The organism is Vagococcus zengguangii (genome assembly GCF_005145005.1).
GTDB lineage: Bacteria > Bacillota > Bacilli > Lactobacillales > Vagococcaceae > Vagococcus_A > Vagococcus_A zengguangii.
In genome coordinates, this window is the sequence record NZ_CP039712.1 from 1,878,679 (window position 1) to 1,901,808 (window position 23,130).

The following is a 23,130-nucleotide window of genomic DNA, read 5'->3' on the forward strand; positions in this document are numbered from 1 at the left end:
TTTTTGGGGATAATCGCTCACTTAAGCACTTTATTGTTCTTCCATTTTGTTTGCTGCGATAACGAATGGTGCATAGATGATGAATGAGACAATCATACAGATTAATGTTACGATTGGTGCTCTCCAGTCTGCTCCTGTTGCTAAGAATGATAATAGTAATGGTGGTGTTACCCATACTACTTGTTGAGAAACAGGGTTTACTAAGTCCATTGTTGTTGCAAAGTAACCAATTGCTGTTGTTACTAATGGTGCTAATAAGAATGGTACGAACATAATTGGGTTTAACACGATTGGTAAACCAAACATAACAGGTTCGTTAATGTTGAAGATACCAGGTCCTAATGATAATTTACCGATAGTCTTGTAATCAGCACGCTTAGAGAACATTAAAATCGCGATAATTAAGACAATCGTACCACCTGATCCACCGAACATTGTGTATGCATCGAATGAACCACGTACCCATTTATAACCTTCAGCTTTAACTAATTCAACGCCACCTTCGTTAAACAAGTTAACGTTTTTAATTTGAGCAACTCCCCAAATTCCTTCTAAAACTGGCGCTAAAACGTTCATACCGTGAATTCCGAAGAACCAGAATAATTGGATGAAAATAGTTACTAAGATAACTGCTCCGAAACCTTGAGATAAACCTAATAATGGTTCAGCGATTGTTTTTTGTACCCAATCGATGAATAACATACCAGTTCCTTTAGTAAAGAAGTAGTTGAAGATACCTACAACGTACAATGCTACTAAAGCTGGAATAATCGCTGCGAAAGCTTTACTTACAGCTGGTGGCACTTGTTCTGGCATTTTAATCGTAATGTTTTTGTTCATTAATTTAGAGAAAATAACAACAGAAACGAAACCTAAAATCATTGCTGTGAAGAACGCATTACCATTTAAATGATCAAGTTTTAACCAACCCCAAGCACTATTTGTTACTTGGTCAAATACTGTGACAGCACCTGTTGCTGCGTCTTTTACTTCGACTGTATCAACTGCTGCTCCTACTGCTTTTAATGCATCGACTGCTTTAGTACCTAACTCCCCTTGAGGAACTTGAACTGAAGCTGGTGCTGAGAAAGCAATCCCTTGAATTAAAGCTCCTACTGAAACTAATCCACCGGCTAAATCATTCACGCCATAAGCACGTGCAATGTTGTAACCTAATGAGAAAGCAAACATCAAACCGGCAATCGCTAACGTCCCATTCCATACATAACCATTAATTCCAATAATTTCTCTAAAAACTGGAATAGTATTAGCGTCATAACCGTCAATAAACTGTGTTGGTAAATCACGAATAATTGCGTTAATTAACACCGCCATAGACCCTGCCATTGTTACTGGCATGGTACCAATGAAGGCATCTCTTAGTGCAACCAAATGTTTTTGATTACCAATTTTACCTGCGACTGGAAGAATATATCTTTCCAACCATGTTGTTAAAGCATTCATGCTTTTCCCTCCCAAAACTTTTCTATTTTTTAATAATCTTTCGATTGATTATTAACCTAATTAAAACCTACCAACAAACCTATCATTCCTTTTTAATTACGCTGAAATTTTGCGATGAACATCAATAATCTCTTTAGCTAAATCAGTAAAAGCAATTGACGTCATTAGATGATCTTGACTATGTATGGTCAACAATGTGATATCTAATTTTTCACCTTGTGCTTCTTTTGTTAATAAACCTGTTTGAGCATGATGCGCTTGAACTAACGCTTCTTCAGCTGATTTGATTTTTGCATCTGCCTCTTCAAAGTTACTTGCTTTAGCGGCATAAATTGCTTCCATTGCATCACTTTTGGCATTTCCAGAGTTAATAATTAACCCCATCACTGCTTCCAAATATTCTTGATCCATAAATTTTGATCCACCTTTTTATCTCTATAGTTCTAATAATTAATCAGCTGATGGATTACGCACCTTCGATTAATTTTAACGCTTGTGCTAGAACATTTTCGCCGTTCATCATGCCATAGTCTTTCATATCGATAATATCTAATGGAATACCTTTGTCTGCTAACTTAGCTTCGAATTGACCTTTCATGAAACGTACTTGAGGTCCTAATAATAAAACATCAACATTTTTTGCAGCTAAGCTATTGTCAGCATCTGAAGCTGAGACTGCGAAGATATCTGTTTCTAATCCTTGAGCATCTGCTGCTTTTTGCATTTTTGTTACTAACATAGACGTACTCATTCCTGCTGAACATACTAACATAATTGTTTTTGTTGCCATTTTAAAATCCTCCTAAGATATGATTAATTTTTTATTATTCTCACTCTTATATAAGCAAGAGCCGTGCCAACTTTCATTTTTATTGAAAACGTTATTATAACAACGTTTTCAATAAAAATCCGCTTACACAAATATACTAAACAAAAAGTACACACAATAATTTGTGTGTACTTTTTGTTATTTAACGATAGTTTCTCGAAACAAAACGCTATATTTAAAAGCTTTGTCAGAAAAATAAGATATCCATTAAGTTATTTATTGATATTTACAATGTGTTTCGTCAATTTATTTTCATTAAATTAACCTTTTATATAATAACAAAAAAATACAACTTTAAAAAAATATCATTAAAAATAAGACATAGGATTCAGGCCTATGTCTTATTTCAACTATTTTTATTCATTTTCTTCTATATAATACTTCTTTTTAACGATTTACTGAGCGAGCAAAACGTGAAACAGTATGACGTTCACCGCGGATTGCATCTGATAGTTCCTTAATATTTTTTATGCCGACTAATCCCATATTCGCATCACCAATATGTTGAATATCAACCCCTAATATTTTATTACGTAACGCAATGTCTCGAATAGTATCTGGATGAGAACTTTCTTGAGACGTTCCAATCGCACTCATCACTAATTTATCTTGACTATGGCAGTATTCGACCACTTCAGCTACCATTTTTTCAGTAATTCCCCAAACGCTACCTACAGCTGGCACTAACACAATATCCGCCCCCGCTTCGACGAACTGTTTGGCCGATTCAGCACTTGCGACTGGCTCATCTACGCCAGCACTATGCATTTTACCAGCAATTATCACACCATCAAAATGCTCTTTAGCGATTTTGATATTTTCAGCAATTCGTTGGTTGGTGACACCTGTTCCCGGATTACCTGTTAATAAGATAAAATCTAACCCAATTTCATTGGCACGTTTGAATGTTTCAGCTGAAGCCGTACGTCCTTTAGAAATTTCAATGACATCCGATGTCATATTAGCGTTTGGATCAACAGGTTCTAAGTTAGCACCAATTGGCAGTCCCACTAATTTTTTCAAATCACGAATTGCGTTGTCATTAGGTTTAGCATTCCATGCCGCATATTGTCCTTCATATAAACTTAATATAATCGGTTCAAAAACATCGAAACCATTTAATAAAATCATATCCGCACCATAAGCTCGTGCTAACTCACTTGATGTAATATCACCAACGATTGGTTCATGCATGACGACATTTTCACTTAGAATAACGCGTCCTTCACTAGCTTTAATACTTTGTACTAAGTCTTCCTTTGTAAATTTGCTAATGTCACTTGCATTAGCACTAATTAATCGTTTGACCATTATTTTCCCACCTTTACTTATTTTTATTTCAATGTTTATGAAGAAATCCCTACACCAACCTTTTAGCTGAAGTGCAGGGATTGTATTATTCGCTAATTTTGCGGTGTAAGTCAATGATTTCTTTCGCTAAATCAGTAAAAGCGATTGATGTCATTAAATGATCTTGGCTATGAACCGTTAATAAAGTGATTTCTAACTTCTCGCCTTGTGCCTCTTTCGTTAATAAGCCTGTTTGAGAATGATGCGCTTGAACTAATGCTTCTTCCGCGCCTTTAATTTTCGCGTCTGCTTCTTCAAAGTTTCCTGCTTTCGCAGCATAGATAGCTTCCATTGCATCGCTTTTAGCATTTCCTGAGTTAATGATTAATCCCATGACTGCTTCTAAATATTCTTGATCCATTATTTTTCCACCTTTTTATTTTTAATAATATTTTAAAAAGAATGAGGGTGTCTCTATAACTGAAACACTAATGAACACCCTCAAGGAATCTTCTTAATCCGGCTTTTAGGTGCTGCTTTTTAGACAATATGTTGTGACTCTCAAAAATTGTTGTACAATTTTCGTCATCCCACGCATATTGCTCAAAAGCAACCCGCACCCTCAAGTACTTTTCTCAATCCGGCTTTTGGTCGCAACTTCCTCGGTAATATGTCACGATTCTCAAAAATCGCTTCGCAATTTTCGTCATCGTGCGCATATTACTCAAAAGTTAAACGCGACCGTGAGCACTTTATCTAATCCGGCTTTCCTGAGCATCCCCTCGAAAATAATACCTCCCATTCCAAAAATATAAGAAGCTATTTTTGAATGGTTTTCATTATTTTCCGGGGATAAGCGCTCACTCAAGCACTTTTCTTTACTCTCCGATTAATTTTAAGGCTTGGGCTAGGACGTTTGGTCCGTTCATCATACCGTAGTCTTTCATGTCGATTACATCTAAAGGAATCCCTTTATCCGCTAACTTCTCTTCGAATTGACCTTTCATGAAACGAACTTGAGGTCCTAATAATAAGACGTCAACATTTTTAGCTGCTAAGTTGTTATCTGCATCTGATGCTGATACTGCGAAGATATCTGTTTCTAAGCCTTGCTCATCCGCTGCTTTTTGCATTTTTGTTACTAACATAGACGTACTCATTCCTGCTGAACATACTAACATAATTGTTTTTTTAGACATTTGTAATTCCCCCAAAATCTTTATTTTTTATTCATACTTTATATATGCAAGTTGTGTGCCAACTATTATCGAAAAGAAATGCCGGAATAATAACGTTTTCTAGCGAAATAAAATTACACTCTGTTCAAAAAGAAAAAACACACAAAGATTTGTGTGTATATTCTTTCACAATATCAAATTTTCACTCTAGATTTCTAATACGAAGCTTCCATTGCTTCTAACATTTTAACTAGTTGTTTCTTCTTAAAAGGCGTCATCACAACACCAAATAAACTATCATTAAGTTTTTGTAGAAGTCCATGTGAAGTCATCTCTTCTGTATAAGTCACCTCACACTGTTGATCAGATGTGGGCTTGATTTGGTAAACGACATTAAACTCATTACGAATAGTTGAAGTATTAAATCGATAACATTCATTCGTTTTGGCTTCTTCAATGGTGATACGCGCCCGACTATTTTTAGAGAACTCTTTAACATAGCTATAATTGGCTAATTGATGAGGTTTGATTGTTTCACCTGTACTCTTACGAATGTCAAACACTACTGAATTAATCACTTGTTGGTAAAAAAAATCGGCGGGTATATTTAAGGTTTTAACGATTTTCATGTTGCTTCACCTCAGCCTTTTTCGCATTTTTGTTGCCTTTATACGCCAAAACAGCACCTAAAACGATTAGAGAAACAGCCGTTGCCATTAATAAAAAATCGTATTTCAAGGTTTTTGGATTCACACTAAACATAAATAATAAACAACCTAAACTAATTAAGGCTAAACCGTTTTTCATCATCATCTATCATCTGCTCCTTCATTTTTTAATAATTAGTTATTACATAGCATTGCATTGAAAGTAAAGTACTTTTCCCCAAGGTTCTGATTTAATCGCTTCTTTCGCTGCTTTTGCCGCTGCTTCTGGTTCTGCCCCAGCCACTTCAAACGTTAATTTAATTCCTTTTTTCTCAATAAACTTGTACGTAATCCCTTCAGATAGACCTTCTAATAAGGCAATCACGTTATCTTGTTGCATTGCTACGTCAATTGCAATCATCTTAATCGCTCCTTCTTGTTTATCAATTTAACTAGCACACACCACGCCACTTCCTGCAAGTTTTGTGGTGTAACTAGTTAGTTTCTTCTATTATAATAATGTTTAAATTAAATTAATTTAATTATTCTTCAGCCATTTTGTTAGCAGCAATGATAAATGGCGCCCAAATTGCAAGTGCTACGACTAAGTTAACAATAGTTAACACAATCGCTTTCCAATCGCCACCTGTTGCTAAGAAACCACTTAAAACGGTAGGCATTACCCAAATAACATTTACAACAACCGGTTTTACTAAGCCCGCAATCGTTGCAAAGTAAGCAATTGTAGCTGTTGCTAATGGTGCTAAAATGAATGGAATAATCATGATTGGGTTTAATACTACTGGTAAACCAAACATCACTGGTTCGTTAATATTAAATAATCCAGGTCCAATCGCTAATTTACCAATTGTTCGATAATCTGAACGTTTAGAGAACAATAGCACAGCAATTAACAGCACTAGCGTAACCCCTGCGCCCCCCGGCCATACGAACGCTTCAAATGAACCGGCCACCCATTTATAAGGAATTGCTTCCCCTTGTTGGAAGGCATTAGTATTATCAACCATCGCTGTTCCATAGACTGATTGTAACACAGGTGACATGATATTCGTACCGTGTAAACCAAAGAACCATAAAATATGAATAAGTAATACAATAACTACTACCGCACCGTAACCTTGAGAAAGTTGTAATAATGGTTTTTGAATAGATTCTGAGATCCAGTCAATAATCGGCATACCGACAAATCTTTGGAATAAATCATAGACTAAACTTGATGCATATAAAGCCACTACCCCAGGAACAATTGCTGCGAAAGCTTTTGATACTGCCGGTGGTACTGAATCGGGCATTTTAATTGTAATCTTTTTATTCATTAATTTAGAGAAAATAATAACAGAGATAAAACCAAATAACATGGCTGTAAATAATCCTGTACCACCCATATATTGACTGAATGGGAAGTATCCCCAAGCACCTGTTGAGACATTTAATCCATCAATCGTAGCGCCTGCTGCTGTTAATAATTCAGCTGCTTTATCTGGTAAAGCTTCTGTTAGAGTTAACGTCGCTGTTGCTGATTGAGGAATCCCCATTAAGAACGCTGCTAATGACACAATAGAGCCTGATAATGGGTCAACATCGTACGCTTTAGCAATTTGATAACCTAATGTAACTGCAAACAACACCGCCATAATCGCTAATGTACCGCCCCAAACAATCCCGTTCATCGAAATAATTGCTGATGTATATTTGGTAATAACGTTGGTGTAACCACCAGGATCATTTTCTAAAAATAATGGACCCTTTGTAATATAAGTATTTGGGAAATCACGTAAAAATGCGTTTAGTAACGTCGCTACTGAACCTGCCATTGTTGCCGGCATCATACTAATAAACGCATCACGCAGTGCCACTAAGTGTTTTTGCGAACCGATTTTTGCAGCTACCGGTAAAATATACCTTTCCATCCAACTAACTAATGCATTCATAAAAAATCCTCCTATTATTTAATTTAGTTGTGTCTAACCGTTGTATAGTTTACGATACACATCAACCAGTTCTTTTGCCAAATCTGTAAATGTTATAGACGTCATTAAATGATCTTGGCTATGAACCGTTAATAACGTAATCTCCAATTTCTCCCCTTGTGCTTCTTTTGTTAATAAACCTGTTTGAGAATGATGCGCCTCAACTAAGGCTGCTTCTGCCGCTTTAATTTTTTCATCAGCTTCTTCAAACTTACCCTCTTTTGCTGCATAGATAGCTTCCATTGCATCACTCTTAGCATTGCCCGAGTTGACAATCAAGCCCATCACCGCTTCTAAATATTCTTGATCCATTGTGTAAAACCTCCTAAACCTCTCTTGACCAAAATCAATCTTTTTTAATCATTTAAAAGATTGATTCTTGTTACCAATAACGCTACCCTTCAATTAGCCCTAACGCTTGGTTCAAAACATTTTTACCATTCATTGTACCGTAATCTTTCATGTCGATAACATCTAGCGGAATACCTTTGTCGGCTAATTTGGCTTCAAATTGACCTTTCATAAAGCGAACTTGAGGTCCTAACAATAAAACATCCACATCTTTTGTCGCTAAATTATTATCCGCATCTGAGGCCCCTACAGCAAAAATTTCAGCATCAATACCTTGATCATCTGCTGCTTGTTGCATCTTTGTTACTAGCATGGACGTGCTCATCCCTGCTGAACACACTAGCATAATCGTTTTCTTTGACATCTTTCACCCTCCTTAAAATTCATAAGTTTATAACATTATAACGTTTCACACTTTAATAAATGCAATTCTTGTGCCAACTATCCGTTCATTGAAAACGTCTACATGTCAACGTTTTGTCTCAATCTATCCATTACACAAAAAAAGAACGTAAATTACACAGTGTTTAATAGCGTGTAATTTACATCCCTTTTTTAGTTGTTACAATGCATTATCAAGAAACATTTCCGTGATATAGGCTATTTCATCTTCAGAAATTGCTATTTCATAACGTTTTTCTAATTGCATCATCTTAGTTTTAACACCATTGAACTCAATGCGGTGTTGCGTCTTATAATGTTCTAAATCTTTAAACACTCTTAGACGTTCTTCTGACTTCAAGCCATCAATTAAGAAAGCAATATGAATCATAATCGCTGATTCAATACCGGGTTCTAAAATAATCTTTAAATCACGTTGAATGTGTTCAACGATACTTTGCAATAGATGGAGTAAATCAGATACGGAATCAACGTGCGTTAAGCTACCTTTTAACGAATAAATCATTTGGTCGATTTCAACTTCATCAGCTGCTATACGCTTCAAATCTGTTAGCCCATGATTATTAAATATGTCAAAAGCTGAGAAGAATGGAATATTCTGATACTCCACGTCTACTGTTCCGACAATTCCTTTAATATCATAGTTTTCTAACAGTTCATCTATTCGAGAGCGAAACGATTCTTTTTCCAAATACTGTAATTGGAACACTTCAATCTCTTCGTTCAAAATAGGTTTGATACGTTCTGATAATTTCGCAGCAACCCCTTCACCCGTAAAACAAGTCACGACAATCGCTTTAGGAAGTTCTTTAGCTGGCTTGAATTGATTACGCACAATCGATTGGAATGACACTTGAATATTTTGATAAATATCTTCTAGACTTCGACCCGTACTTACCATTCGGACGGCTTCTAAAACAATCATCGTACTTACCATCGAAATCGCACGTGTTTTAACACCTGTTTCTTCATAAATCATATTGCCAAAGGTATTCAAAGAACCCATATCCGTTAATAACAACATGCCACTACGCATCTCTTCTTTATGATTCAAGACATAATCTTTCACTTGTTCATACATCGTTTGAACTTCCATCGTCAATGGCATATTGAAGGCAACACCCGTTTTTGTTCCTAGCAATTCTTGCACTGCTTCCAACATACTTGAAGCAGTCGATTGGCCGTGCATCAGTAAAATGACTTGTACATCATTCGTTTGAGTCTTAGCTGCTTCGGTTAAATCAACCGATAAAAACATGGTAATAAAGCCAATTTCATCAAATGGAATTTGTAACGCAAGTTCATGCTCAATCATTGCAGATAAATCAAGCGCTACTTGAAACTCTTCACGATAGTTAATACGAACATCATTTAGACTAGGATGAACAATGAGACGCTTCTCACGAATACGTTCAAGTGTGCCTTGCAAATGAAGGGCAAACGCAAAACGCGCTTTTTCATTGTAAACTCGGTCTAACTTTTCTTCAGCAATATCATATAATCGATTCGTTAAGTTCCAAATATTGTCAGGAATTAAATCACGATGAATCGTCGAACTGGCTAATTCATCCATATAAGCTTCAAAAAATTGATTAACATCCGCTTCAATTAATTTTTCTAAATCGATTTCTTCAATTTCTTGATGTTTTAAATCACTCACACGGTCTTCAATGGTTTGATAAACTCCCATATCACGAGCAGGATCTTGTTGCCAAACGACTTCTTTAGCACCTGGCTCGAAGGTTAGATGTTGTTTATTCTTATCAATGGCACGCTCAAAGTGATCTGGTAAATCTTTGACACGTAACAAACCTTTTTGAACGTTTAGCGGTAAATCATTTTGTTTAATAGTCAAATAGGCTTCACCATGTGTACGATAATGTAGAAACGCTTTAGCACAAACCAACTTCAAATCACGCTTGACTTGTCCAATATTTCCTTCAGCATCATACAACATGAATCCTAGCAACACATCACGTTCAATCACAATTTTTTGATTCAAACGATCTGCTTCTTGTTTGATAAACAATGTTACGATTTCATAACGCTCATCTAACGAACGTTCACGAAGTGCTGGTAACGTAATCGACATCGGAATACGACGATTAAAGGTTGTTAAAAAGACTTCAGAACTTTCAGTGGTTGCCCCTATAATTTGAACAGAGGCGTGATGCACTTCAGTACTTTCCCCCAACGGACGAAACTCACCTTTGTCAATAAAGGTAAACAACATCTCTTGTCCTTCTGGTGGTAGACGATGAATCTCATCTAGGAACAAAATCCCACCATCTGCTTGAGATAGCAAACCAGGACGGTCACTATCTGCCCCCGTATAGGCTCCTTTTTTCACCCCAAAAATATGTGAGAAAAGCAATTGGGGATTTTGAGCGTAGTCCGCACAGTTAAATGAAATAAACGGTGCTTCCTCAGATAACGTTTGAGAACTAATCGCAAATTGATACATACATTCGGCAAATAATGATTTCCCTGTCCCTGTTTCTCCAAAAATAATCGTGTGTAATCCTCTTGGAGGATATAGAATCGCCGCTTTAGCTTGCTGGATGCTGATTTTTAACGAATCACTCGACCCTACTAAATCATCAAACGAAACCGTGTATTTTTCAGGCTCTTGTTTGGCAATATTCACGCTGTAAACAACGGGACGACCAGAGCTTTTAAACACGCGTTTTTCTTTATATAGTTCCGTTAAGTAGCGGCTCACATTGCTACGTTCCAATTCCATTTGGCTCGCAATTTCATTCGCAGTTAACCCACTAACATGCAGACTTAAAAATTGATAAATTTGTTCTTTTCGGCTTCTCATTTGATTCCTCCAATTACGACAAAACGTTCACTACCTATTTATTTCTTTTTCGCTTTTTTCTTTTTATTTTTAGCCGGAGTTTTTTTCGCTTTGCTATCTTTTTTATCTTTTTTTGGTTTTATTTTTGCTGAATCAGTTAATTTCGTTGGCTCAGTTAGTGATAACTTCCCACCATATAAGAACACTTCGTGCAGATCAGCACTTGGTCGTTGACTAACATTTTTCAAGTCTTTCATTTGGTGGTCACTTAATAAGGTCAAGACATTCCCTTCACGATTCATCCGCCCTGTACGTCCACTACGGTGTACATAACTTTCAACGCCATAAGGGACATCATAGTGAATCACGTAATCAACTTCTTGGAAGTCCAAACCACGTGCCCCTAGATCGGTTGTTAATAAAAACGGCACTTTTTTCTCATGAAATGCTTGGATAGCACGTTGACGTTCGAATTTATTTTGATCAGATGCAAGCGACACGTTGGCTACGCCATCATACGTTAATTTGTCTGAAACAGATCCCATATCTTGGACTTCGTTAAAGAAGACAATCGCACGCATCCCGTCAACATGAGCTAAACTCTTCAACACGCTGCCGCGTTTACGAAGTGGTGTGCGAATGTAACCGTGTAGGACATCGGCTGCTTGTTCTGCTTGCTCGTTCGTCACATCAATCAACCTGAAGTCACGACGGACTAATTCCTTAAAACCAGCCTCAACGGTTTGACCTGTCGCTGAAATCCCAACTAATTGAGTCTGTTGTTGCAGACGTTTCAAAATATTTTGAGCCGCATTCAATTCCGAATGGGCAATTAATTGATCAACTTCATCCAACACGACTGTCTTTAATAGATGAGCTTTTATTTTTTTCTGTTGGACTAATTCGTAAACTCGTCCCGGTGTTCCCACTAATACTTCTGGTTTATCTTTTAATTTTTCAATTTGACGTTTGATGTTGGCCTGACCAATCAGTGGTTGAACACTACAATCCACCGCACCAATCCACTCACGGATCACGTCAGTTACTTGAATCGCTAATTCTTGTGTTGGTAATAATACGAGTAATTGATTACCCTCTTTGGGTTCTAAACGTTCTAATAACGGTAAAACATAAGCAATCGTTTTACCTGTTCCGGTTGGTGAAACCCCTAAAATATGTTCGCCTTGTTTTAATGGTTCATAGGCTTGTTGCTGAATAGCTGTTGGTTCCTGAAATTTTTTGGCTTGCCATTGTTCTTGCCAAGCTTGTGTTAATTGCGTTAACTTCATTTTTTATTTTCCTTTATTCTTTAATGTCTGCTGCAAAGGTAATGCCTTCTTGCAGTCTTAAGTCTTCCATCACTTCATGGACCGTATGCATAACGTCCAGTAATTCACGATAAGTCGCATCTTGTAAGTCATCACGATTAATCAACTGAGCAAACGTACGCGCCTCTTCAACCATTGGATTGTCTTCTTTTACGACTGGTATCGCAGTCATTTCACCCGTTGTATGATCGTATAACGAAATTTCTTCGATACTATTGGTCGCGTTCATACTAATAGTTTGCGTATGACCAATAATTTCTGAAGGTAAGAAACTTGTACTTGATTTCCCTGTCATCATGTTGACGTCAAAGTCTTGATAACGGAAAATCATATGACCGACCCCGTCAACACCCGTTGGTAATTTACGCGCAAAATAATGCACTTCTTCTGGCTTACCAAACCAAGCAACCGCTGAATAGACAAGGTAAATGCCTAAGTCCATCAACGCACCACCGGAGAATTTTGGTGAAAAAATATTTGGCTCTTCGCCTGCCACTACTTGGTCATAACGTGATGAATATTTCATATAACTAAAGTTCGCTGTCACGATTGGCCCTAATGCCGGAATCATCTCTGCGACTTGTTTAAAATTTTCTTCATGAATATTACGCGCTGCTTCAAAATAGAAAACGCCTTGCGTATCTGCTAACTGATGTAATTCTTCTAATTCAACTAAACGTGAAACGGCCGGTTTTTCACTAATCACATGCTTACCTGCTAATAAGGCTTGTTTGGCTTGTTCATAATGCATGCTGTTAGGGGATGCAAGATACACCACCTCCAACGCTTCATCTGCAAAAAAAGCGGATAAATCAGTGTACACATTTGTTTGTTGATACGTTTCACCAAATTTAAGCCCCGATTCAACCGAACGAGAATAAATACTATGTAATTCAAATTGCTGCGTTTCAATCGCCGCACCTACAAATTGATGGGTAATCCAGTTCGTACCGATAATTCCTAGTTTTAACATAAGGCACACTCCTCTAATTGTTATTCTCTTTATTATACACTAATTTACGAGTGAATAAAAAAGATAATCAAATCAAGCCCTTCCACGAATTATGGAGAGAATATGTTATGATAGGAAGATAGTTTTATAAACAAGAAACGGAGTGTATAAAAGTTGATGAATAAGGAAGACCTTGCTAAATTATTGTGGAAACAGCCTACGTTACGTGAAATTTTGACAATAGTTGATAGATTAGAATTACCTGATTGTTGGTTATGTGCAGGGACAATTAGAAATGGTGTGTGGGATTACTTAAGCGGGCATTTGACCCCTGATTTAACAATGCGTGATGTCGATGTGGTCTTCTATGATCCAGCTATTTCATATGAACAAACACTATTGATCGAAGCCAATCTAAAACAACAACATCCCACGTATCAATGGGAGTTAAAAAATCAAGTTTATATGCACCAACACAATCCAAATACGCCGATGTATCAAAATGCACGTGATGCGATTGCTAAGTTTCCTGAAACATGTACAGCAATTGGCGCGCGCCTACACCCTGAAACCAAACAATTAGAACTCTACACACCACATGGTATCGAAGATTTAGTAAGTTTTATCGTGCGACCAACACCATACTTTGCTGAGGATGCCGAGCGGATGTCGGTTTATCACGCGCGAGTCAAAAATAAGGGCTGGCACGACCTATGGACAAACATACAATATAAAAAAGCCCCCAATTAGAAATAAGTGAGATAGCATACTTATTTCTAATTGGGGGTCTACTTATCGATATTTTTCTTATAATACTTTATCCAAGAAGTTCTTCGTTCTTTCGTTTTGTGGATTATTGAAGATTTCTTCTGGGGTTGTGTCTTCTAAAATTTGACCTTCATCGATAAAAATCACACGGTCAGCTACTTCTCTTGCAAATCCCATCTCGTGCGTTACAATCACCATCGTCATCCCTTTATGGGCTAATTTTTTCATAACATTTAATACGTCGCCAACCATTTCTGGGTCAAGCGCCGAAGTCGGTTCATCAAATAACATAATATCAGGATTCATCGCTAAGGCACGTGCGATCGCCACACGTTGTTTTTGTCCGCCTGATAATGACTTAGGATACGCGTCACATTTATCCGATAAGCCCACAGTGTCTAGTAGTTTCATCGCTTTAGCTTCAGCATCTGCTTTGGACATTTTGCCTAGATCAACTGGTGCTAAGGTAATGTTATCCATCACTGATAAGTGTGGGAATAAATTAAAATGCTGGAATACCATGCCAATATGTTGACGAACCAAGTTAATATCCGTATTATCGTCAGCAATATTCACACCATCGATGATAACTTCTCCTTGATCAATCTGTTCTAAGCGATTCATACAACGTAAGAAAGTTGATTTACCAGAACCTGATGGCCCGATAATACAAACTACTTCCCCTTCATTTATTGACAAATCAATCCCTTTTAAGACTTCATTATCATTGAATTTTTTTCGTAAGTTTTCGACTAAAATTTTCTCTGCCATTTAGTTCACCTTCTTTTCTAAACGTTTAGCAAATTTAGTTAATGCTGTAATCACGATAAAGTATAGTAACGCGATTAAGAAATATACCGTTGTCGCTTGTAAATTACGTGCCACAATGATTTTACCAGCTTGTAATAATTCAATTAAACCAATAGCTGAAAGAATCGTTGTATCTTTCAATGAAATAACAAATTGGTTAACAAATGATGGAATCATCACTTTAACAGCCTGTGGTAAAATAACACGTTTCATCGTCTTACCATAAGATAAACCTAAACTACGGGCAGCTTCCATTTGCCCCTTGTCAACAGCATTGATCCCACCACGAACAATTTCAGAAATATAGGCACTCGCATTTAAAGTCAACGTCACAATCCCAGCGATAAAGACAGGAATCTTCATTCCTAATACACCTGGTAAACCAAAATAAATGAAGAATGCTAATACCATTAATGGAATACCACGAATTAAATCAACAAATACTGTCGAAATCCCTCTTAAAATCGCACTTGGTGACACGCTAAATAGTCCTAAAATAACCCCTAAAATCATCGCTAATACAAATGAGATAGCAGTCAGTAACAAGGTCATGCCTAAACCTTTTAATAGACGTTGCCAGTTGTTTTTGACAACTCCCATAAAGGTACTTTCATCGGCTTTGTCGGCAACTTGTTCCTCGTCCTCTTTGCCAAGGTATGCTCCTACGATTTCATCGTATTCACCGGTACGTTTTAGTTCAGCTAAGCCTTCGTTAAACATAGCTACTAATTCAGGGTTTTGACCTTTTTTAACAGCAAAACCGTATGAACCGCCTTCTTCACGAGCGATTGGTGTTTTAATTTTTTTCCCTTGGTTTATGCCATAATCAGTAATCGGATAGTCATCCATAAAGGCATCGACTGCACCTACTTCTAAAGCTGAATGCATCGCATCCGTTGTGTCTAAATATTTAATTTTGTAGCCATATGTTGCTTCATTTGTTTCTAAGAAGTCAGCACTTTCAGTTCCGATTTTAGCGGCAACTGTTTTGCCTTTTAAATCTTCGTACGATGTAATATCATTATTGTCTTCAGCCACTGCGATTTGAATGCCGCTTTGGAAATAAGGTTCTGAAAAATCAAATTTCTTTTGACGATCATCCGTAATCGTCATTCCTGCAATCACGCCATCCACTTGATCTGACTCTACTGCTTGGATAGCTGAACTGAAACCAATATAGTTCATTTCAATGTTGAAACCTTGCATTTCAGCGATACGATTAATTAAATCAACATCAATCCCAACATATTCGCCATCAGTATTTTGGAATTCAAATGGTGCAAACGTTGAATCACTTGCGATAACATATTTATCTTTTTTCGGTGTGATTTTCTTCATTTCAGTCGTATCTGTCGTTGCATCTGCTTCACTGCCAGTTGCAATATATTGGGTTAAAATTTTATCATAGCCACCATTTTCTTTTAGTTCTTTTAATCCTTCATTGAATAATTTTAATAATTCTTGATTTTCACCTTTTTTAACAGCAAAACCATAAGAACTACCCGTAATTTTGTCACCAACAAATTGTAACGCTTGACCTTGACTAATTGCGTAACCTAGAACTGGATAGTCATCATAAATTGCATCTGCTTCACCATTTTTTAACGCTTGATAAAGACCTGTTGCATCGTCAAAGTTTTTAACTTTGTATCCATATTTCTTCTGATTGTCCTCTAAAAATGTAGCACTTTCAGTTCCGACTTTAGCGGCAACTATTTTGCCTTTTAAATCTTCAAGTTTCGTAATGCTATCATTACCTTTTTTGACCGCCATTTGAATACCACTATCAAAATATGGTTCTGAGAAATCAAATGATTTTTTACGTTCGTCGGTAATACTCATCCCAGCGATCATTGCATCGATTTGTTTAGATTGCACGGCTTGAATTGAACTATCAAAGCCTAAAGGTTTCAAATTAACTTTAAAGCCTTTATTTTTTGCAATAGTATTTAATAAATCAATATCAATTCCCTCATACTCACCCTTGTCATTTTCGAATTCGAATGGTGCGAAAGTTATATCTGTGCCAATATCATACGTCTTTGCTTGAGCCTGAGAGGGATACCCCACTACAATTGCTATAAACGTGATGATTAAGCTGTAAATTGTGAGAAATTTCTTGTTGAACGTCATAAACGTTTCCCCCTATATCTTTGTTTTTTTCTAATCAATGTCTAATTATATAATAAACAATTTAACGATAGCAAGTCATATATACCATCACTTTCATTTTTTTTCAAAAAATGAAAGTGAATGAACTGTATTTTTTCCTCTTTATTTTCTAATAAAATAACAAATTAATAAACTAACGAACCTTACCTTTATCAATAAGTAAACGATTGCTAACTAACGTTTGAAAAATAAAAATAATATTCATACAAACTGTATAAACAATCAAAAAAATCAACTATACCATTTCTTTTTTTTATTAATTTAAGCTTAAAAAACTGGTAAATGCATGGAAAAAAGCGCTAATAACCAACAAATGATTATTAGCGCTTTTCATTCTGAATTGGACAGTATAATAAAATGATACTTCAATCACTTTACTTAATCCTGATTTTTAGCACAGATTACTCGGTAATATGCGCCTTCAATCACTTTGTTCTGCTTCTCCAAATTGGCTATTATACAACTTCTCATAAAACCCACCTCGAGCTAGTAATTGTTCATGCGTCCCCTGCTCGATGATTTGACCTTGATCCATCACCAAAATTAAATCGGCCTCTCTTATAGTCGACAAGCGGTGAGCAATGACAAAACTCGTCCGACCTTCCATCACTTTTTGCATGGCTTTTTGAATTAATAACTCAAGTCTCGTATCAACCGAACTAGTGGCTTCATCTAAAATCAAAATTTTAGGATCTGATAATAACGTACGAGCAATGGTTAATAATTGTTTTTGGCCTAACGAGACATTATCCGCTTCTTCATCAATCATCATTTTATAACCTTCAGGCATCGTTCGAATAAAATGGTCGACATTGGCAGCTTTGGCAGCATCAACGACTTCATAATCAGTCGCATCTAGTTTACCAAAACGAATATTTTCCATAATCGTATCATGATAGAGCCATGCATCTTGCAAGACCATTCCAAACAATGAACGGACTTCTTCGCGTTTCAGTTGTTTAGTATCTAATCCGTCAATCTTAATTGCTCCACCTGTCACATCGTAAAAACGCATCAGTAAGTTAATCAGAGTGGTTTTACCCGCTCCAGTCGGGCCGACAATCGCCACCATTTGACCTGGTTTCACTTCAAAGTTCAAATCTTCAATTAATGGTTTGGCCGGATCATAACTAAATGACACGTGTTCAAACGTCACGGCACCTTGAATAGTAGCTGGTAACGAGGCTAAGTTCGCTGCGTCTGGTTCTTCTTGCTCATCTAACACCGTAAAAATCCGCTTAGTCGAAGCACTCGCTCCTTGAATAACGGCAGATAGCTGTGTAACTTGTCCCATCGGTTGATTCAACTGCCATACATATTGGATAAAAGCTTGTAAGTTTCCAAGGGTAATCGTTTTATTGATAACAAGTAAGCCTCCCAAAACCGCAACTATGATGTAAACTAAATAAGAGGTCAATTGCACTAGCGGCATCATTAAACCAGAAATAAACGATGACTTGAAACCATACTCAGATAATTTATGACTCGTTGTTTTAAAATTCTCGTAATTTTCTTTTTCACGTCCAAATAGTTTCAAGACCGCAAATCCTGTCATATTTTCTTGCACGTAACTGTTTAAATCACCTAAGGCATCTTGTTGTGCTTTAAAGTATTTTTGCGATTTGCTCACTATCACTTTTGAAATAATGACGGAAGCTGGTATCATCAACATCGACAACAAGGCTAATTTCGTGTTGATTTTAAACATCATAAAAATCGCTGAGGTCATACCGATAGTTGCTGAAATAATTCTCAATAAACTTTGCTGCAACGCATTCGTTAATGAGTCCACATCATTGGTCATACGCGATAAAATATCGCCGCGTTGATGACTATCGAAATACGAGACTGGCAATCGATTAATCTTGTGGGAAATATCACGACGTAAATCACGCATTGAGCGTTGTACAACCCTAGACATTAAAGCGTTTGAACCAAAATAGCCTAAGTTACAAATCACGGACATAATGGTAATTAATATCAATATTTTCACGATATAATCAAAATCAATCGTTTCTTTATTCGCAATATTTTGGGCAATACGTGTGGTTGGTAAGCCCACTAAGACCGGAAAGAGTGCGTTAACAATGGTAGCCGTGACTTCACATAAGATAGCCAAGAAAAAGCCAACTTTATATAAACGTAAGTACGACCAAAGTCTTTTTAGAGAACCAAATGTTTTAACCATTTTGCAACTCCTCCTTTGTTAATTGGGATGAGGCAATGTCATAATAAATTTGATTGCTCGCTAGTAATTCTTGGTGCGTGCCTTGTCCAACCACTTCCCCTTCATTTAGCACAATTATTTTATCTGCCTCCATAATAGTACTGACTCGTTGTGCCACAATAAAGACGGTACTGTTCGTCACTTCACGCTTCAATCGTTGGCGTAACTTAGCATCAGTTGCATAGTCTAATGCTGAAAAACTATCATCAAAAACATAAATAGCTGGCTTACGAATTAAGGCACGTGCAATTGCCAAACGTTGCTTTTGACCACCTGAAAAATTACTGCCGCCTTCTGAGACTTCTTCTTCCAGTCCTTTAGGTTTTTGCGCCACAAATTCACTCGCTTGTGCAATTTCTAACGCTTCGGCAATTTCTGTTTCTGTCGCATCGGGTTTCCCAAATAATAAGTTGTCACGAATTGTCCCGCTAAATAGCAACGCTTTTTGTGTAATATAGCCGATTTTTTGACGTAAACTTGGTAAATAATAATCTTTTACATTGACCCCGTCAATTAGGATTTCACCTTTAGTCACATCATAAAAACGTGGCAACAATTGAATTAACGTGGACTTCCCGCTACCAGTACTACCGATAAAAGCGACCGTTTCACCTGGCTTCGCTTCAAAACTGACATTACGAATGACTGGACTTTCTGTTTCAGCGTAAGCAAAGCTAACATTTTTAAACGTCACCACGCCTTGAGTTGCCGTTTCTCTAACGCCAGTTTCATTGATTAAAATCGTTGACCTAGCATCTAATACTTCTTGAATACGTTTAGCTGACACTTCAGCACGTGGAAACATCATGAAGACTGACGCAAACATCATAAATGAGAACAATGCGTGAAAAATGTACTCAATAAAAGCAACAAGTGAGCCAACTTGCAACGTCCCCGCTTCGATTTGTTTCGATCCTACCCATATTAAAACAACTAATACCAGATTAAACACTAAGAAAAACGCTGGCTGTGAAGCAGACATTAATGTGTATAAATTAATCGAGTTCTTCGTATAACGTTCATTAACTTTTTTGAAACGTGATTCTTGGAATTTCTCATTCACAAATGCACGCACTACTCGCAAGCCAGTCAAGTTTTCACGCACAATACGATTGATTTTATCTAAACTACTTTGTTGACGACGTGATAGTGGTTCTGAGAATTTCGCAATTAAATACACGCCTATCACTAACAATGGCAAACATAAAAAGACATACTTCGCCAGTGAAGCATTTTGACTGAGAATCATAACCATACTACCTGTAAACATCATCGGTGTCATAAAACCCGTTCGTAAGACCATCCCTAAAAATAACATCACTTGAAAGGCGTCATTCGTAATTCTGGTAATTAATGACGATACGCCAATTTGTTCGTATTCATGATGACTAAAGGTTTGAATGTTTTCATACATATCATCACGAATATCCATAATAATTAAGGTCGTCAAACGCGAACCCATATAGGTTAATCCTAGATGAAGCGCCATTCCGATGGCTGTCACTAATAGCATCATCAACCCGATTTTTTTGACGTAGGCGGTGTCTTGCTCTAAAATTCCTTGATCAATCATCTTAGCCAAAAGTGTTGGTAAACCTAGCTCAATCATGATAAATCCAAAGACACAAATAAAGTTTAAAAATAACAATTTTTTGTGTTTTAATGTATAGCGCAACATTAATTTCATCCTGTCACTCCTTTTCTTGTTTCTCTACTCTTCCATCTTATCACACTCGGAAGGGCTTTCTCACCTTTTTTCCATGTATAAGAAGTAACGGACTTAACGTCCTTTCTATACTTATTTGGTCAAATATGATAAAATGACAATGACTTTCGTGAACAAGAATCGTCAAAATTGATGGAAGCATCAACGACTGACAAGGTTAATTTTTACAATTTAATAGGAATAAGACCTATTTTTTAATATTTAAGAAGGAGTGTGGACATTAAAATGATCTACAAAGTTTATTATCAAGAATTAAAAACACAAAACCCTAAAAGAGAGCAAACAAAATCTCTTTATCTAGAGGCAGAAAGCGTACGTCAAGCACGCCAATTGGTAGAAGACAATACTGCGTTTAACATTGAATTCGTTCAATTATTAGACGACAATCATTTGGCATACGAAAAGGAAAACGCTGAGTTTACATTAATGGAGTTTAACTAATATGAAAGTTAACTTAAAAAACAATGAAACTGGGGTCTTCGGTATTGGTGGCCTTGGGGAAATTGGAAAAAATACTTATGGGATTCAGTTTCAAGACGAAATCATCATTGTCGACGCTGGGATCAAGTTCCCTGAAGATGATTTGTTAGGTATTGACTATGTCATTCCTGATTACAGCTATATCGTACAAAACTTAAGTAAAGTCAAAGCGTTAGTAATTACTCACGGACATGAAGACCATATTGGGGGCATTCCTTTCTTACTTAAGCAAGCGAATATTCCTATCTATGCGGGACCTTTAGCACTAGCTTTAATCCGCAACAAACTGGACGAACATGGCTTACTACGTGATGCTACGTTGCATGAAATCAATGAAGATACCATTATCAAATTTAGAAAGACGACAATTTCTTTCTTTAGAACAACTCACAGTATTCCTGATGCTTTAGGTGTCGTTGTTAAAACGCCATCTGGGAATATCGTGTGTACAGGTGACTTCAAGTTTGACTTTACGCCAGTTGGTGAACCGCCTAACTTACAAAAAATGGCAAAAATTGGTAGTGAAGGTGTCTTATGTATGCTTTCAGATAGTACCAATGCTGAAGTACCTGGTTTTACAAAATCAGAAAAAGTTATCGGTGAATCGATTGAACGTATTTTTGAAAAAATTGAAGGACGTATCATTTTTGCGACGTTCGCTTCTAATATTTTCCGTCTACAACAAACGGCTGAAGCGGCAGTTGCAACTGGTCGTAAGATTGCTGTTTTCGGACGTAGTATGGAAAACGCAATTGTTAATGGTCAAGAATTAGGTTACATCAACGTGCCGAAAGATACGTTTGTTGATGCTAATTCAATCAATGAGTACCCTGCTGGAGAAATGTTGATTTTATGTACAGGTTCGCAAGGTGAACCGATGGCGGCACTTAGTCGTATCGCTAACGGTACCCACCGTCATATTTCTATTCAACCAGGTGATACCGTTATTTTCTCAAGTTCACCTATTCCAGGGAACACGACAAGCGTTAACCGCGTCATTAACTTATTATCTGAAGCGGGAGCAGAAGTGATTCACGGTAAAGTGAACAATATCCACACATCTGGTCATGGAGGTCAAGAAGAACAAAAATTAATGTTAAGCTTGATGAAACCTAAATATTTCATGCCAGTTCATGGTGAATACCGCATGTTAAAAATTCATACTGAATTAGCACAGTCAGTTGGCGTTGAAGCCGATAATTGCTTCATTATGGAAAACGGTGACGTCTTAGCTTTAACAGCTGACAGCGCGCGTCGTGCAGGTAGTTTCCAAGCCGGCGATGTTTATGTTGACGGTAATGGGATTGGGGATATCGGTAATATCGTATTACGCGATCGCCGCATTCTTTCAGAAGAAGGTCTAGTGTTAGCAGTTGTCACTGTTAACTACGAGAAGAAAACGATTATGGCGGGTCCTGATATTTTATCACGTGGCTTTATCTACATGCGTGAATCAGGCGATTTAATTGTTCACTGTCAAAAATTATTGAACCGTGCGATTGAACAAGCCTTGAAAGAAGAAAATTGTAGCGAAAACATGATTCGTCAAAGAATCTTAGAAACCCTACAACCTTACTTAGCTGAAAAAACACACCGTAACCCAATGATTCTATCGATGATTTTGGAAGCTAGTGAGTAATACTTATTTTAATAATAAAATCACCTCAAGCCTAACGCTAAGCTTGAGGTGATTTTTTATAAATGAACATAGA

Annotated in this window: 22 protein-coding genes; 3 read left to right on the forward strand and 19 right to left on the reverse strand. The window is 37.0% G+C overall.

From position 1 onward, the window contains the following. Positions 1-30: 30 nt before the first annotated feature. From FA707_RS08815 to FA707_RS08885, 15 genes are all read right to left on the reverse strand, one after another. Complete coding sequence (locus tag FA707_RS08815) at positions 31-1,464, reverse strand: PTS sugar transporter subunit IIC (protein WP_136953882.1); 1,434 nt, start codon at positions 1,462-1,464, stop codon at positions 31-33. 96 nt (positions 1,465-1,560) lie between these two features. Then, positions 1,561-1,875, reverse strand: coding sequence for a PTS lactose/cellobiose transporter subunit IIA (locus FA707_RS08820; protein WP_136953883.1), 315 nt, complete (start codon positions 1,873-1,875; stop codon positions 1,561-1,563). 55 nt (positions 1,876-1,930) lie between these two features. Beyond that, on the reverse strand, positions 1,931-2,254 hold the full coding sequence (locus tag FA707_RS08825) for a PTS sugar transporter subunit IIB (protein WP_136953884.1): 324 nt from the start codon (positions 2,252-2,254) through the stop codon (positions 1,931-1,933). Between the two features lie 426 nt (positions 2,255-2,680). Then, positions 2,681-3,604: a DUF7916 family protein gene (locus tag FA707_RS08830; RefSeq protein WP_136953885.1), complete on the reverse strand. Its 924-nt coding sequence runs from the start codon at positions 3,602-3,604 to the stop codon at positions 2,681-2,683. Between the two features lie 85 nt (positions 3,605-3,689). Further along, on the reverse strand, positions 3,690-4,004 hold the full coding sequence (locus FA707_RS08835; RefSeq protein ID WP_136953886.1) for a PTS lactose/cellobiose transporter subunit IIA: 315 nt from the start codon (positions 4,002-4,004) through the stop codon (positions 3,690-3,692). A 457-nt stretch (positions 4,005-4,461) separates the two neighbouring features. Next, positions 4,462-4,782 carry a PTS sugar transporter subunit IIB gene (locus FA707_RS08840; RefSeq protein ID WP_136953887.1) on the reverse strand — a complete coding sequence of 107 codons (321 nt, stop codon included), beginning with the start codon at positions 4,780-4,782 and terminating at the stop codon, positions 4,462-4,464. Between the two features lie 194 nt (positions 4,783-4,976). After that, a complete protein-coding gene (locus FA707_RS08845; protein WP_136953888.1) occupies positions 4,977-5,390 on the reverse strand; it encodes a DUF3284 domain-containing protein in 414 nt (137 codons plus the stop codon). Next, positions 5,377-5,574: a DUF3188 domain-containing protein gene (locus tag FA707_RS08850; RefSeq protein WP_136953889.1), complete on the reverse strand. Its 198-nt coding sequence runs from the start codon at positions 5,572-5,574 to the stop codon at positions 5,377-5,379. Before FA707_RS08850 ends, FA707_RS08845 begins: the two co-directional genes overlap by 14 nt. 36 nt (positions 5,575-5,610) lie before the next feature. Further along, positions 5,611-5,829: a hypothetical protein gene (locus FA707_RS08855; protein ID WP_136953890.1), complete on the reverse strand. Its 219-nt coding sequence runs from the start codon at positions 5,827-5,829 to the stop codon at positions 5,611-5,613. A gap of 121 nt (positions 5,830-5,950) precedes the next feature. Continuing rightward, positions 5,951-7,360, reverse strand: a complete 1,410-nt coding sequence (locus FA707_RS08860; protein ID WP_136953891.1) for a PTS sugar transporter subunit IIC — start codon at positions 7,358-7,360, stop codon at positions 5,951-5,953. Between the two features lie 33 nt (positions 7,361-7,393). Continuing rightward, positions 7,394-7,711 carry a PTS lactose/cellobiose transporter subunit IIA gene (locus FA707_RS08865; RefSeq protein ID WP_136953892.1) on the reverse strand — a complete coding sequence of 106 codons (318 nt, stop codon included), beginning with the start codon at positions 7,709-7,711 and terminating at the stop codon, positions 7,394-7,396. 82 nt (positions 7,712-7,793) lie between these two features. Continuing rightward, positions 7,794-8,114, reverse strand: a complete 321-nt coding sequence (locus FA707_RS08870) for a PTS sugar transporter subunit IIB (RefSeq protein WP_136953893.1) — start codon at positions 8,112-8,114, stop codon at positions 7,794-7,796. Positions 8,115-8,312: 198 nt separating this feature from the next. Continuing rightward, entirely contained in the window at positions 8,313-10,976 is a 2,664-nt protein-coding gene (locus FA707_RS08875; RefSeq protein WP_136953894.1) for a sigma-54-dependent transcriptional regulator, read from the reverse strand. 38 nt (positions 10,977-11,014) lie between these two features. After that, entirely contained in the window at positions 11,015-12,244 is a 1,230-nt protein-coding gene (locus FA707_RS08880; RefSeq protein ID WP_136953895.1) for a DEAD/DEAH box helicase, read from the reverse strand. A 13-nt stretch (positions 12,245-12,257) separates the two neighbouring features. Beyond that, the gene (locus FA707_RS08885; protein ID WP_136953896.1) at positions 12,258-13,256 is read right to left on the reverse strand and encodes a Gfo/Idh/MocA family protein; all 999 of its coding nucleotides are present in this window, start codon (positions 13,254-13,256) and stop codon (positions 12,258-12,260) included. 156 nt (positions 13,257-13,412) lie between these two features. On the opposite strand from FA707_RS08885, the gene FA707_RS08890 reads away from it, so the two are divergent. Further along, a complete protein-coding gene (locus FA707_RS08890) occupies positions 13,413-13,985 on the forward strand; it encodes a nucleotidyltransferase family protein (protein ID WP_136953897.1) in 573 nt (190 codons plus the stop codon). A gap of 57 nt (positions 13,986-14,042) precedes the next feature. On the opposite strand, the gene FA707_RS08895 is transcribed toward FA707_RS08890, so the two are convergent. The 4 genes from FA707_RS08895 to FA707_RS08910 all read right to left on the reverse strand — a co-directional run bounded on the left by FA707_RS08895 (position 14,043) and on the right by FA707_RS08910 (position 20,899). Beyond that, a complete protein-coding gene (locus FA707_RS08895; RefSeq protein ID WP_136953898.1) occupies positions 14,043-14,774 on the reverse strand; it encodes an amino acid ABC transporter ATP-binding protein in 732 nt (243 codons plus the stop codon). Then, a complete protein-coding gene (locus FA707_RS08900) occupies positions 14,775-16,946 on the reverse strand; it encodes an amino acid ABC transporter substrate-binding protein/permease (RefSeq protein WP_136953899.1) in 2,172 nt (723 codons plus the stop codon). It lies immediately after the preceding gene. 460 nt (positions 16,947-17,406) lie between these two features. Continuing rightward, entirely contained in the window at positions 17,407-19,173 is a 1,767-nt protein-coding gene (locus FA707_RS08905; RefSeq protein ID WP_136953900.1) for an ABC transporter ATP-binding protein, read from the reverse strand. After that, the gene (locus FA707_RS08910) at positions 19,166-20,899 is read right to left on the reverse strand and encodes an ABC transporter ATP-binding protein (RefSeq protein WP_136953901.1); all 1,734 of its coding nucleotides are present in this window, start codon (positions 20,897-20,899) and stop codon (positions 19,166-19,168) included. Before FA707_RS08910 ends, FA707_RS08905 begins: the two co-directional genes overlap by 8 nt. 264 nt (positions 20,900-21,163) lie before the next feature. Here FA707_RS08910 and rpoY point away from each other — a divergent pair, with 264 nt between their 5' ends. Together rpoY and rnjA are read left to right on the forward strand one after the other, a co-directional pair. Next, positions 21,164-21,379, forward strand: a complete 216-nt coding sequence (gene rpoY / locus FA707_RS08915; protein ID WP_136953902.1) for a DNA-directed RNA polymerase subunit epsilon — start codon at positions 21,164-21,166, stop codon at positions 21,377-21,379. Between the two features lies 1 nt (position 21,380). Further along, entirely contained in the window at positions 21,381-23,057 is a 1,677-nt protein-coding gene (rnjA, locus tag FA707_RS08920) for a ribonuclease J1 (RefSeq protein WP_136953903.1), read from the forward strand. Positions 23,058-23,130: the final 73 nt, after the last annotated feature.

Coding starts and splice junctions, on each gene's coding strand:
- FA707_RS08815 (WP_136953882.1), bottom strand. CDS start 1,464: ATGAATGCTTTAACAACATGGTTGGAAAGATATATTCTTCCAGTCGCA.
- FA707_RS08820 (WP_136953883.1), bottom strand. CDS start 1,875: ATGGATCAAGAATATTTGGAAGCAGTGATGGGGTTAATTATTAACTCT.
- FA707_RS08825 (WP_136953884.1), bottom strand. CDS start 2,254: ATGGCAACAAAAACAATTATGTTAGTATGTTCAGCAGGAATGAGTACG.
- FA707_RS08830 (WP_136953885.1), bottom strand. CDS start 3,604: ATGGTCAAACGATTAATTAGTGCTAATGCAAGTGACATTAGCAAATTT.
- FA707_RS08835 (WP_136953886.1), bottom strand. CDS start 4,004: ATGGATCAAGAATATTTAGAAGCAGTCATGGGATTAATCATTAACTCA.
- FA707_RS08840 (WP_136953887.1), bottom strand. CDS start 4,782: ATGTCTAAAAAAACAATTATGTTAGTATGTTCAGCAGGAATGAGTACG.
- FA707_RS08845 (WP_136953888.1), bottom strand. CDS start 5,390: ATGAAAATCGTTAAAACCTTAAATATACCCGCCGATTTTTTTTACCAA.
- FA707_RS08850 (WP_136953889.1), bottom strand. CDS start 5,574: ATGATGATGAAAAACGGTTTAGCCTTAATTAGTTTAGGTTGTTTATTA.
- FA707_RS08855 (WP_136953890.1), bottom strand. CDS start 5,829: ATGATTGCAATTGACGTAGCAATGCAACAAGATAACGTGATTGCCTTA.
- FA707_RS08860 (WP_136953891.1), bottom strand. CDS start 7,360: ATGAATGCATTAGTTAGTTGGATGGAAAGGTATATTTTACCGGTAGCT.
- FA707_RS08865 (WP_136953892.1), bottom strand. CDS start 7,711: ATGGATCAAGAATATTTAGAAGCGGTGATGGGCTTGATTGTCAACTCG.
- FA707_RS08870 (WP_136953893.1), bottom strand. CDS start 8,114: ATGTCAAAGAAAACGATTATGCTAGTGTGTTCAGCAGGGATGAGCACG.
- FA707_RS08875 (WP_136953894.1), bottom strand. CDS start 10,976: ATGAGAAGCCGAAAAGAACAAATTTATCAATTTTTAAGTCTGCATGTT.
- FA707_RS08880 (WP_136953895.1), bottom strand. CDS start 12,244: ATGAAGTTAACGCAATTAACACAAGCTTGGCAAGAACAATGGCAAGCC.
- FA707_RS08885 (WP_136953896.1), bottom strand. CDS start 13,256: ATGTTAAAACTAGGAATTATCGGTACGAACTGGATTACCCATCAATTT.
- FA707_RS08890 (WP_136953897.1), top strand. CDS start 13,413: ATGAATAAGGAAGACCTTGCTAAATTATTGTGGAAACAGCCTACGTTA.
- FA707_RS08895 (WP_136953898.1), bottom strand. CDS start 14,774: ATGGCAGAGAAAATTTTAGTCGAAAACTTACGAAAAAAATTCAATGAT.
- FA707_RS08900 (WP_136953899.1), bottom strand. CDS start 16,946: ATGACGTTCAACAAGAAATTTCTCACAATTTACAGCTTAATCATCACG.
- FA707_RS08905 (WP_136953900.1), bottom strand. CDS start 19,173: ATGGTTAAAACATTTGGTTCTCTAAAAAGACTTTGGTCGTACTTACGT.
- FA707_RS08910 (WP_136953901.1), bottom strand. CDS start 20,899: ATGAAATTAATGTTGCGCTATACATTAAAACACAAAAAATTGTTATTT.
- rpoY (WP_136953902.1), top strand. CDS start 21,164: ATGATCTACAAAGTTTATTATCAAGAATTAAAAACACAAAACCCTAAA.
- rnjA (WP_136953903.1), top strand. CDS start 21,381: ATGAAAGTTAACTTAAAAAACAATGAAACTGGGGTCTTCGGTATTGGT.